The organism is Paracidovorax sp. MALMAid1276 (assembly GCF_049198005.1).
Taxonomy (GTDB): domain Bacteria; phylum Pseudomonadota; class Gammaproteobacteria; order Burkholderiales; family Burkholderiaceae_C; genus Acidovorax.
The window spans coordinates 20,401-32,183 of the sequence record NZ_JBMIRS010000173.1 but is presented as its reverse complement, the minus strand read 5'-3'; the positions used below and the strand labels follow the sequence as shown (position 1 = coordinate 32,183).

General features: G+C 65.8%; 9 protein-coding genes and 3 tRNA genes. 1 reads left to right on the top strand and 11 read right to left on the bottom strand.

What is annotated here, in order from left to right; all coding sequences use genetic code 11:
* The first annotated feature begins 210 nt into the window (after positions 1 to 210).
* Positions 211 to 287 (top strand) — tRNA-Arg (locus ACOQFS_RS11985).
* A 220-nt stretch (positions 288 to 507) separates the two neighbouring features.
* Here ACOQFS_RS11985 and ACOQFS_RS11980 read toward each other — a convergent pair.
* The 11 genes from ACOQFS_RS11980 to ACOQFS_RS11930 all read right to left on the bottom strand — a co-directional run bounded on the left by ACOQFS_RS11980 (position 508) and on the right by ACOQFS_RS11930 (position 11,591).
* Positions 508 to 583: transfer RNA gene (locus ACOQFS_RS11980), tRNA-His, on the bottom strand.
* A gap of 48 nt (positions 584 to 631) precedes the next feature.
* On the bottom strand, positions 632 to 2,560 hold the full coding sequence (locus ACOQFS_RS11975) for a SurA N-terminal domain-containing protein (RefSeq protein ID WP_421563085.1): 1,929 nt from the start codon (positions 2,558 to 2,560) through the stop codon (positions 632 to 634).
* 61 nt (positions 2,561 to 2,621) lie between these two features.
* Positions 2,622 to 2,697, bottom strand: a tRNA-Val gene (locus ACOQFS_RS11970).
* A gap of 15 nt (positions 2,698 to 2,712) precedes the next feature.
* A complete protein-coding gene (locus tag ACOQFS_RS11965) occupies positions 2,713 to 2,985 on the bottom strand; it encodes an HU family DNA-binding protein (protein ID WP_007858657.1) in 273 nt (90 codons plus the stop codon).
* A gap of 326 nt (positions 2,986 to 3,311) precedes the next feature.
* Entirely contained in the window at positions 3,312 to 4,397 is a 1,086-nt protein-coding gene (locus ACOQFS_RS11960) for a tartrate dehydrogenase (protein WP_421563084.1), read from the bottom strand.
* A gap of 74 nt (positions 4,398 to 4,471) precedes the next feature.
* Positions 4,472 to 5,038 (bottom strand): CDP-diacylglycerol--glycerol-3-phosphate 3-phosphatidyltransferase, encoded by a 567-nt coding sequence (gene pgsA / locus ACOQFS_RS11955; protein ID WP_421563083.1) that lies wholly within the window; start codon positions 5,036 to 5,038, stop codon positions 4,472 to 4,474.
* A 54-nt stretch (positions 5,039 to 5,092) separates the two neighbouring features.
* Positions 5,093 to 7,096 (bottom strand): excinuclease ABC subunit UvrC, encoded by a 2,004-nt coding sequence (gene uvrC / locus ACOQFS_RS11950; RefSeq protein WP_421563082.1) that lies wholly within the window; start codon positions 7,094 to 7,096, stop codon positions 5,093 to 5,095.
* A 101-nt stretch (positions 7,097 to 7,197) separates the two neighbouring features.
* Positions 7,198 to 8,178: a Bug family tripartite tricarboxylate transporter substrate binding protein gene (locus tag ACOQFS_RS11945; RefSeq protein WP_421563081.1), complete on the bottom strand. Its 981-nt coding sequence runs from the start codon at positions 8,176 to 8,178 to the stop codon at positions 7,198 to 7,200.
* Positions 8,179 to 8,238: 60 nt separating this feature from the next.
* Complete coding sequence (locus ACOQFS_RS11940; protein ID WP_421563080.1) at positions 8,239 to 9,219, bottom strand: tripartite tricarboxylate transporter substrate binding protein; 981 nt, start codon at positions 9,217 to 9,219, stop codon at positions 8,239 to 8,241.
* Between the two features lie 46 nt (positions 9,220 to 9,265).
* Positions 9,266 to 10,246, bottom strand: a complete 981-nt coding sequence (locus tag ACOQFS_RS11935; RefSeq protein ID WP_421563079.1) for a hydroxymethylglutaryl-CoA lyase — start codon at positions 10,244 to 10,246, stop codon at positions 9,266 to 9,268.
* 115 nt (positions 10,247 to 10,361) lie between these two features.
* Entirely contained in the window at positions 10,362 to 11,591 is a 1,230-nt protein-coding gene (locus ACOQFS_RS11930) for a CaiB/BaiF CoA transferase family protein (RefSeq protein WP_421563078.1), read from the bottom strand.
* Positions 11,592 to 11,783: the final 192 nt, after the last annotated feature.

The window sequence follows — 11,783 nt, the reverse complement described above, 5'->3', positions numbered from 1 at the left end:
CCCGGCGCATCCACTCATACCGATTGCACTCCCATGCGATCTTCAAAAAGATATTGAACAGGCTCTCAGCCCTGCTGCATCGCAAAAATCATGCGGCGCCCACCCGGGCCACCGCCGCGCCAGAGGTATGATGCGGCCTCTGCAACCCGCATTGCAGCCGCGGATCCATCCGCACCGTGAGTAGGCCACAGCATGTTGCCGAAAACCCATCTGCCCGTAGCTCAACTGGATAGAGCAATAGCCTTCTAAGCTATAGGTCGGGGGTTCGAGTCCCTCCGGGCAGGCCAGGCACTTTCCTCAAACGCCCTGCACAGTCGCACCGTTTTTCACCACGCCTCCAACCACCGATACCGACATTCGCGCGTGCTTCCCGCAGCCGTGCCCGCGCGTCCGTGACCCTTGAGTCGCCCATCGGCAGAACTCCTTCAGCGGTGTCTCGCCCGCCACAAAGCGCGAGCAGCGCAAAGCAAAAAGCCCTGCAACGCGAACGTTGCAGGGCTTTGAAACTGGGGTGGCTGATGGGGCTCGAACCCACGACAACAGGAATCACAATCCTGGACTCTACCAACTGAGCTACAGCCACCGTAGCTTTGTATTATAGCCCGGGAATTTTGTCCCGGCGCCAAAATCATCAATTTTCTGCGGTACCTTGTGCGCCGGCCTCAGGGCGTTGCGCCTTGATCTGGACCTTGAAGCGCTGCTTGAGCATTTCGTAGTACGCCAGGCCCTCGGCCGTCGTCCACCATTGCACATATTGTTGGCGCTCCTGCTCCGCACGCTGCGCATCTGGTGCATCACGCTCGATGACGCGGTTGACCTTGACCACCGCATAGCCTTGCGGACCCAGGTCCACGCCCACCCACTGCGGCAACTCGTTGGACGGAGCGCGCAGCGCAGCGTCGATCACCGAGCGCGGCAGGTTCTGCGGCTGCTCGCGCGACACCACGGTGGCAGCCGCCAGACCGGTGGCAGAGCCTGGCGCGGCCTTCCACGCAGCCAGCTTGGCTTCACCTTCTGCGCGGGCCAGCTGCGCGGCCTTGTCGGCGACGTACAGGGTGCGCACCCGGGCGCGCACTTCCTCGAGCGGCAGTGTGCGGGCGGGCGTGTAGGTCGTGACACGCGCGGCAGCGATCTGGCTGGGGCCGATTTCCACCGCTTCGGTGTTGCGCTTGTTCTGCAGCGAATCCGAGGAGAACAGCGCTTCGAGCAGCTTGGCGTTGGCGAGCGGGCCCGTGGCGCCCGGTGCTGGCGTGCGGGTCACGCCGGTGGCGGCCTGGATCTTCAGCTTGAGCTTTTCGGCCACAGGCTGCAGGCTGTCCGACTGCTCATACACACTGTTCGTGAACGACTCTGCCACTTCTGCGAACTTGCGCTGGGCCTGCTGCTGCTTCAATTCTGCCTCCAGCGAAGGGCGCAGTTCCTCGAACGTGGGCTGGCGAGGCGTCTTGATGTCGGTCACTTGAATGATGTGGTAGCCGAAATCGGTCTCGACCACGTCGCTGATCTCGCCCTTCTTGAGCGTGAAGGCGGCGTCCTCAAAAGGCTTGACCATGGCACCACGGCCGAAGAAATTCAGATCCCCCCCCTGGCTTGCAGAGCCCGTGTCTTCGGAAGACTTCTTCGCCACGTCGGCAAACGTGCCGGGCGCCTTGCGCACCTGTTCGAGCAAGGCCGTGGCACGGGCCTTGGCCTTCTCGCGGTCTGCGGCGGGCGCGTCCTTGGAGGCATTGATGAGGATGTGGCTCGCACGGCGTTCTTCCTTGCCGGCCAGACGGGCGAGGTTCTCGGTGTAGTAGGTGCGCAGATCGGCCTCGTTGAGCGTGATGCCGGCACGCACGCTGTCGACGTCCAGCACCACATACTCCACCGCAGCCTGCTCGGTCTGCTGGAACTGCGCGGGATGGGCCTTGTAATAGGTCTCCAGATCGGCATCGGTCGGCGAAACCTTGGAGGCGAAGTCGGCCTGGTTGAAGCGCGCCACCTGGATCTCGCGGCGCTGGTACAGCGGATCGAGCGCGAGCTTGATCTGTGCATCGGTCGCAAACACCGAGTTCATCACGCCGCCCATGACCTGGCTCACCGAGAGGTCACGCCGCACGTTGGCTTCAAAGCCTTCGGGCGTCAGGCCCTGCGCGCCCACCAGAGCGCGATAGGCCTCGGCGTCCAGCGTGCCGTCCGCGCGCTTGAGGCCAGCGATGGCGGGAATGTCGTTCAGGCTGCGCGCAAGCCGCGCGTCCGTGGTGACCAGATGCATGTCGCGCGCTGCTGCAGCCATCACGCGGTCGCGCACCAGGCGCTCCAGCGTGGCATAGCGCGCCTGCGCAGAATCGAGCAGCTTGGGATCGACCGTGGGGGACTGGGCGCGCCGGCGGTCGGTCTCGATGCGGTGCGCGTTGTCCCACTCGGTCTGGTTGATGTTGTTTCCATCCACGCGCGCCACCACCGGGCTCTTTTCAGAGAAGTAGTTGCTATCGATGCCCACCAGCACAAACGAAGGAATGATCAGCAAGAACAAGAAGATCATCACGATCTTGGAGTGCTTGCGGATGGATTCAAACATGGTCGATCTTTCAGAAGACAAAAAAACAAAAGGCGAACTTGCGTTCGCCTTTGTTCGGTGGTGGTGGGTCCTGACGGTCTCGAACCGCCGACCTACTCCGTGTAAAGGAGCCGCTCTACCAACTGAGCTAAGGACCCCACCTAAACTGATCCTCAGTTCAAGGCGTCTTTCAACGCCTTGCCAGGACGAAACTTCGGAACTTTAGCAGCTTTGATTTTAATCGTATCGCCGGTGCGGGGATTGCGACCGGTGCGGGCGGCGCGCTTGCCCACAGCGAAGGTGCCGAAACCGACGAGCGATACGGTGCCGCCCTTCTTCAGGGTCTTCTTGACTGCCTCGATCGTGGATTCCAGGGCACGCGCAGCAGCGGCCTTGGAGATGTCGGCGTTGTTAGCGATGTGCTCAATCAGTTCGGTTTTGTTCACAAGAAGCCTCTCGGAAAAGAGTTGAAGGAATGTCTCGCGGATATCTGGCCTTCACACGTCAAAAAGCGCAGCCCGCTGGGCTGGTGGGGTTCGGACGGGGGAATGACTGGCATACACAGCAGGTGCTGCTGCATCAGATTAAAGCCATCGAGTTTCCGGGTGTCAATACAACACGCTGTTTTGCGGCAGCGTCGTGATGAATTCTATTCGCATTTCCTTGGCTGGCCGGGCACGCAAGGCGCTTTTGTCTCATGCGCGCCGTATGGGCAGCATTCCGTATTGACACTCCACGATTGGCGCGGGCGCGCGGGCTGTTTGCGGCTTTCTTACAGCACGCTTGCAATGGCAACGCCCAGGTCCTGCGTTGTCGCTTTGCCGCCCAGGTCCGGGGTGCGCGGGCCGCCGGCGGCGGGGTCGAGCACGGCTTCAATGGCACCCAGCACGGCGTCGTGCGCGGCGCGGTAGCCCAGGAAGTCGAGCATCATCGCGCCGCACCAGATCTGGCCGATGGGATTGGCGATGCCCTGTCCTGCGATGTCGGGCGCCGAGCCGTGCACGGGCTCGAACAGCGAGGGCATGCTGCGCGTGGGATTGAGGTTGGCGCTGGGCGCGATGCCGATGGTGCCGGTGCATGCGGGGCCCAGGTCCGACAGGATGTCGCCGAACAGGTTGCTGGCCACCACCACATCGAAGAAGTCGGGCCGCTGCACGAAGTGGGCGGAGAGGATGTCGATGTGGAACTTGTCCACCTTCACGTCGGGATAGGCCCGGGCCATCTCGGCCACGCGCTCGTCCCAGTAGGGCATGGTGATGGCGATGCCGTTGGACTTGGTGGCGCTGGTCAGGTGCTTCTTGGGGCGCGACTGGGCCAGCTCGAAGGCGAACTTGAGCACGCGGTCCACGCCATGGCGCGACATCACCGTCTCCTGCATCACGATCTCGCGCGGCGTGCCTTCGTACATGCGCCCGCCGATGCTCGAGTATTCGCCCTCGGTGTTCTCGCGCACGATCATCATGTCGATCTCGCCGGGCAGGCGCGGGCTGCCGTCGCGACGCACCACGGGCGCGATCACGCCCGGCATGAGGCGCGCGGGACGCAGGTTGATGTACTGGTCGAACTCGCGGCGGAACAGCAGCAGCGAACCCCATAGCGAGACATGGTCGGCAATCTTCTCGGGCCAGCCTACGGCACCAAAGTAGATGGCTTCGTGGCCGCCGATCTGGTCCTTCCAGTTGTCGGGCAGCATCTTGCCGTGCTTCTCGTAGTAGTCCCAGCTCGAGAAATCGAAATGGTCGAACTGCAGGTCGATGCCGAACTTGCGCGCTGCGGCGTCCATCACGCGCAGGCCCTCGGGCATGACTTCCTTGCCGATGCCGTCGCCAGCCACCACGGCGATGCGGTGCTTTGCCATCTCGAACGCTCCTGAAAATATAGCTGCCAGCGATTATCCAGCAAGCGCTAGCGGCACAAAATGCTTGAAATGATCTATTTGACCCGAGCCCGGATCTCGGGCAGCGCCTTCTGCAGGTAGTACACCATCGACCACACGGTGAGCACCGCAGACAGCCAGATCAGCCAGGTGCCCCACACGCCCGTGTCGATGCGGCCAAACAGGCGCCCGTCGTACAGCAGAAAAGGGATGGCCACCATCTGCACCGTGGTCTTCACCTTGCCGATCATGTGCACCGCCACGCTCTTGCTGGCGCCGATCTGCGCCATCCATTCGCGCAGGGCCGAGATGGCGATCTCGCGCCCGATGATGATGAGCGCCACAAACACATCGGCGCGCTGCAGATGCACCAGCACCAAGAGCGATGCACACACCAGGAACTTGTCGGCCACCGGGTCGAGGAAGGCGCCGAACGACGAGGTCTGGTTGAGCTTGCGGGCCAAGTAGCCATCCAGCCAGTCGGTGGCGGCGAACACGATGAACATCACCGTGGCGATGAGGTTGCGCATGGCCGGGTCCAGCGGCGCGTAGAACACCCCCACGATCAAAGGTATCGCGACGATGCGCGTCCAGGTCATCAGGGTGGGGATCGTCCAGAACATGGCGGCGATTGTGTCATGCCACGCGGGCGCGGCCGGGGTGGAAATCAAAGCGTTTCAGCGCAGTGCGCGATAAATCTCTTCCGCCAGGTCGCGCGAGATGCCTTCCACCGTGGCCAGGTCTTCCACGCTGGCCGATGCCACGCCGCGCACGCCGCCAAATCGCTGCAGCAGCCGCGCGCGCTTCTTGGGCCCCACGCCGGGGATTTCCTCCAGCTGGCCACCGCCCACACGCACTTTGGCGCGCGCTGCGCGCATGCCGGTGATGGCGAAGCGGTGCGCCTCGTCGCGGATCTGCGCCACCAGCATCAGCGCGGCCGAGTCCTTGCCCAGGTAGATCTTTTCGCGGCCGTCGGCAAACACCAGCTCTTCGAGGCCCACCTTGCGGCCCTCGCCTTTCTCGACACCCACGATGCGGGTCAGGTCCAGCCCCAGCGCGGTGAACACTTCGCGCGCGATGCCCACCTGGCCCTTGCCGCCATCGATCAGCACCAGGTCGGGCAGGCGGGCCACGCCCTTGGGCTTGACGGCGCCTGCCGCCGCCTCGGTATCTGGCGGCGGCGGCGCGGCAAAGTCGATGCCGCCCGCCTCGCGCGCGGCCTCGGCCACCTTGCTGTAGCGGCGCGTGAGCACCTGGCGCATGGCCGCATAGTCGTCGCCGCCGGTGATGCCTTCGATCTTGTAGCGGCGGTACTCGCTGCTTTGCATCTTGTGGTGATGGAACACCACGCACGAGGCCTGCGTGGATTCGCCCGCCGTGTGCGAGATGTCGAAGCACTCGATGGTGAGCTGCTCCAGGTCTTCGGGCGGCAGGTCCAGCGCCTCGGCCAGGGCGCGGGTGCGGGCCTGCTGCGAGCCTTCTTCTGCCAGCAGGCGGGCCAGCTGCAGGTCGGCGTTCTTCTGCGCCATGTCCAGCCACGCGCGGCGCTGCTCGCGGGGCTGGTGGATGGCATTCACGCGCAGGCCGGCCTGGTCCGACAGGGCCTCCATCAGCGCCTTGTCCACCGGCACGCTGGTCACCAGCACGGGGGGCACCGGCACGCCGATGTAGTGCTGGGCGATGAAGGCCTCCAGCACCAGCGCTTCTACCGGCCGCGCCGGGGCGGCGGCTGCACCGCCCGGCGCCTCCTCGCCCTCTTCTTCAAACACGGCGGCCGCGTCTTCCACATGCACCGGAAAGTAAGGCCGGTCGCCCAGGTGCCGCCCGCCGCGCACCATGGCCAGGTTCACGCAGGCGCGCCCGCCCTGTACCCGCACGGCCAGGATGTCCACATCCTTGTCGTCGGCGGTCTCGATGGACTGCTGGTGCAGCACGCGCGACAGCGCCTGGATCTGGTTGCGCACCTCGGCCGCCTGCTCGAATTCGAGCTTTTCGGAGTGAGCCATCATGCGCCGCTCCAGCGCCTGCAGCAGCTCCTGCGTCTCGCCGCGCAGCAGCGCCTCGGCATGCTGCACATCGGCTGCATACGCCTCGGGCGAGATCAGGTCGACACACGGCCCGGTGCAGCGCTTGATCTGGAAGAGCAGGCAGGGCCGCGTGCGGTTGGCAAACACGGTGTCCTCGCAGGTGCGCAGGCGAAACACCTTCTGCAGCAGCTGAATGGTTTCCTTGACGGCCCAGGCGCTCGGGTAGGGGCCGAAATAGCGGTGCTTCTTGTCCACCGCGCCGCGGTAGTAGGCCATGCGCGGAAACACCTGGCCCGGCGCCTCGCCACGCGTGTGGGCGCCCGGCGTGCCGGTGATCTTGAGATAGGGGTAGCTCTTGTCGTCGCGGAACAGGATGTTGAACTTGGGGTTCAACGTCTTGATGAGGTTGTTCTCCAGCAGCAGCGCCTCGGCCTCCGAGCGCACCACGGTGGTTTCCATGCGCGCGATCTTGCTGACCATGTGGCCGATGCGCGTGCCTCCATGGTTCTTGGTGAAGTAACTGGACACGCGCCGCTTGAGGTGCCGCGCCTTGCCCACATAGAGCAGCGCGCCCTGGGCGTCGAAATAGCGGTAGACGCCGGGCAGCGCGGGCAGCGCGGCCACCTGTGCCAGCAGTTCGTCGGAATGGGACATGGCGGGTATTGTGGCCCGGCGCACCTCACGGCCCGAAAACTATCAAAAAAATAGCAATCAGCGCTTATCCAGTAAGCGCTGGCGGCCATTTTTGCTTGAATTTATTCGGCTTCGATCTTCGAAGTCTTCACCACCGTGGCCCAGCCGGCCAGGTCTGCCTTCACCTTGTCGCCCAGTTGCTGCGGACTTTGGTAGTCGGCCGTGGCGCCCTGCTCCTGCGCCTTCTGCTTGAAGGCCGGGCTTTGCACCACGGTGCGGATGTCGGCGGTGAGCTTGTCCAACACGGGCTTGGGCACGGCGGCGGGCACGAACACCGCAAACCACGACGTGGCGTTGACGCCAGGGTAGCCCGCCTCGGCGGTGGTGGGCACGTCGGGCAGGCTGGGCAGGCGCTCCTTGCCGGTCACCGCCAGCACGCGCAGCTTGCCGCTGGCGATGTGGGGCATAAAGGGCGGCGCGGTGCCAAAGGTCAGGTCCACCTGGCCGCCCAGCAGGTCCTGCAGCGCGGGGCCGGTGCCCTTGTAGGGCACGTGCACCATCTTGATGCCGCCCTGCTGCTCCAGCATGGCGCCGGTCACATGCTGCAGCGATCCGTTGCCGGACGAGGCGTAATTGAGCTTGCCGGGGTTGGCCTTGGCGTAGGCGATCAGCTCGGGCAGCGTCTTCATCGGCAGGTCGGCCCGCACCACGATGATCTGCGGGGCCGAGATGACATTGGCCACGGGCTGGAAGTCACCCTGCTCCCACTGCTTTTGCTTGGTGATGTGGGGCGAGATGACGTGGTAGCCCGAGTACTGCATGAACAGCGTGTGGCCGTCGGCGTCTGCGCGCTTGACGATGCTGGCAGCAATGTTGCCGTTGCCGCCGCCCTTGTTGTCCACCACCACCGACTGGCCCAGCACCGGCCCCAGGGCCTGCGCCAGCATGCGGGCCGACAGGTCGGTGGTGCCGCCGGCGGCGGTGGGCACCACCATGGTCACGGTCTTGCTGGGGTAGGCGGCTTGGGCGGCAGCATTGCCGACCAGCCCTGCGGCCAGGGCGGCGAGGGCCAGGGCGTTGAATTGTTTGCGGTTCAGGGTCACGCGTTGTCTCCGTTGTGGGTGTTGTTGCCAGGGAAGAAAAAGAAAAGGAAATGGGGCGGGTCAGTCCACGGTGGCGCCGGTGTCCTTGACCACGCGGCTCCACTTGGGCAGGTCGGCCTGCACCAGGGCGCCCAACTGCACGGCGGTGCCCTTGAAGGGCTCGCAGCCCACGGCAGCCAGCTTCTCCACCACGTCCTTGTGCTCCAGCGCGCGGGCCACCTCGGCCTGCAGCTGCGCGACGATGGGCGCGGGCGTGCCCGCAGGGGCAAACAGCGCGTACCAGGGCGCCTGGCCAAAGCCCTTCAGGGTCTCGCCAATGGTGGGCACGTCGGGCAGCGCGGCCACGCGCTTTTCGTTGACCACGCCCAGCACCTTGAGCTTGCCGGCCTTGATGAACGCAATGGCCGACGGCAGGCTTTGCACCGACAGCGGCACCTGCCCGCCCACCACGTCGGTGGCGGCGGCGGCCGAGCCCTTGTAGGGGATGTGCTGCAGTTGAATGCCGGCCGCCTTTTGCAGCATCTCGCCGATCAGGTGGTTCAGCGTGCCGTTGCCGGCCGAGGCGATGGAGTATTTGCCCGGGCTGGCCTTGGCCAGCGATACCAGCTCGGCCACCGTGTTGCCCGGGAACGACGGGTGCGCCACCAGCACATAGCCCGCCGTGGCAATGGGCGCGACGGGGGCGAAGTCCTTCACAGGGTCGAAACCCGGGTTCTTGTACAGCGCAGGGCCGACCACTTGCGCGCTGTCGGACGTCAGCAGCAGCGTATAGCCGTCGTTGCGCGCGCGGGCCGTGGCCGCAGTGGCCAGCGTGCCGCCGGCGCCGGGCCGGTTGTCCACCACCACGCTCTGGCCCAGTTGCTCGCCCAGCTTTTGCGCCACCACGCGCGCGATGGCGTCGTTGGCGCCGCCGGCGGCCTGGGGCACCACCAGGGTGATGGGCTTGGACGGGTACTTGTCTTGCGCGGCCGCCGCAAGGCTGGCGCAGCACAGCACCGCGGCCGTGAAGATGCGGCGGGATACCGTGGGGAAGCGGGTCATGGGGTTGTCTCCTGTCGTTGTGGTGAAGAAAGGCTTTGTGCGGGGCTCAGCGCGCCAGCGCCCGCGTGCGGATGGCGTCGAAATCCGCAGGCACCGGGTGCAGCGCCAGCCGCGGGCCGGCCTTGGCGATCTGGCTGGGAATGTCGTGCCCGATGAGCGCGGGCAAGCGCAGGGCCGCCTGCGTCAGTTGCGCCAGATCGACCCCGGTGTCATAGCCCATGCAGTCGAGCGCGTGGGCTACCTCCTCGCTGCAGACGTTGCCCGACGCGCCGGGGGCGTAGGGGCAGCCGCCCAGGCCGCCCAGCGAGGCATCGAACCGGTCGGCCCCTGCGTCGATGGCCGCCAGCACATTGGCCAGACCCATGCCGCGCGTGTTGTGGAAATGCAGGGTGAACTCCACCCCGGGCCAGCGCGCGCGCGCCGCTGCCGTGAGCGCGTGCACCTGCGCGGGGTGGGCCATGCCCGTGGTGTCGCACAGCGTGATGCCGCGCACGCCCAAGTCCACAAAGCGCTGCACCCAGCCGAACACCTGCGCCTCGGGCACATCGCCCTCCATGGGGCAGCCAAACACGCAGGACAGCGACACATTGACGGCCACCGAGGCACCCTGCGCCAGGGCAATCACCTGCGCGAGCGCCGCGAACGATTGTTCCTGCGTCATGCGCAGGTTGGCGATGTTGTGCGTACTGCTCACCGACATCACCAGGTTCAGTTCGTCGGTGCGCGACTCGATGGCGCGCTCGGCGCCGCGCAGGTTGGGCACCAACGCGGTGTAGACCGTGCCCGGGCGGCGCGTGATTTCGCGCATCACGATCTCGGCGTCCTTGAGCGCAGGGATGGCCGTGGGCGAAGTGAACGACGTCACCTCGATCTTGGACAGGCCTGCGGCAGACAGGGCATCGCACAGCGCGATCTTGTCGGCCGTGGGCACAAAGGCCTTCTCCATCTGCAGGCCGTCGCGCAGGCCTACTTCCTGCAGGTGGATGCGGCGGCCTGCGCCCTGCCAAATGGTGTTGGACGAACTCATACCAATATGCTTTCAAAAAATACGAAGTCCGTTCACGCTGAGCTTGTCGAAGCGCCGCGCCAGGCTTCGACAAGCTCAGCCCGAACGGTTCTGGGGGATCGGAAGCAAATCCGCGTCACTGGATCACCCCTTTGCGGCGCAACAGCGCGATCTGATCGGCCGTGAGCCCGGCCTCGGCCAGCACGGCATCCGTGTCATCGCCCAAATGCGGCGCGCTGCTGCGGATGCTGCCCGGCGTGCCCGAGAGCTTGGGCACGATGCCCGGCACCTCGACCGTGTAGCCGTCGCGGGTCTGCTGGGTCAGCAGCATGTCGCGGGCGCGGTAGTGCGGGTCTTCGGCGATGTCCCGGGCGGTGTAGACCTTGCCGGCGGGCACGCGGGCGGCGCCGAGGGCATCGAGCACCTGCTGCACCGTGCGCTGCGCGCTCCAGGCGCCAATGGCCGCGTCGATTTCTTCCACGCGCGCCACGCGGCCGGTGTTGTGGGCCAGGTCGGGCGCGGCGCCCAGGTCGGGCCTGCCAATCGCCTCCATCAACCGCTTGAAGATGCTGTCGCCATTGCCCGCCACCAGCACCCAGCCGTCGGTGCACGGATAGGCGTTGCTCGGTGCAATGCCCGGCAGCGCGCTGCCTGCGGCCTCGCGCACCGCACCAAAGGCGCTGTATTCAGGAATCAGGCTTTCCATCACGTTGAACACCGCTTCGTGCAGGGCCACGTCAATCACCTGGCCCTGGCCGCCGTTGACCTTGCGGTGGTACAGCGCCGTGAGCACGCCGATGGCGCCGTGCAGCGCGGCCAGCGTGTCGCCGATGGACACACCCACGCGCACCGGCACCCGGCCGGGCTCGCCCGTCAGGTGGCGCAGGCCGCCCATGGCTTCGCCGATGGCGCCAAAGCCCGGCAGGTCGCGGTAAGGCCCGGTCTGGCCGTAGCCCGAGATGCGCAGCATCACGAGGCCGGGGTTGAGCGCGTGCAGCTCTTCGGGCGACATGCCCCAGCCCTCCAGCGTGCCGGGGCGGAAGTTTTCGATCAGCACGTCGGCGTCGGCGATCAGGCGGCGGGCGATGTCCTGGCCCTCCTTCTGGCGCAGGTCCAGCGCCACCGAGCGCTTGTTGCGCGACTGCACCTGCCACCAGACGGACGTGCCTTCTTTGATCATGCGCCAGTTGCGCAGCGGGTCGCCTCCGGGCGCGTGGGGCCGCTCGGGGTCGGCGGGGGCCTCGATCTTGATGACCTCGGCACCGAACTCGCCCAGCGTCTTGCCGCAGAAGGGGCCGGCAATGAGCTGGCCCATTTCGATGACGCGCACGCCTTGCAGTGCGGCGGGGGAAGCAATGGAATCCATGGGGTGGTGTGTCTCCTGCAAGGGGTGATGCGAAGGCAAATTTCAATGGCGAACGTCAAAGCCTGCGGCGGCGCCGCAGTCGATCACGCCGGGCCGCGCGAGGCGTTACGCCTGGCCTGGCCGCCATCCGCCCACACGGCTAGTGAGGGCGCAAAAGACCATCCACCAAAGACCATCAACCTCTGCCTGTTG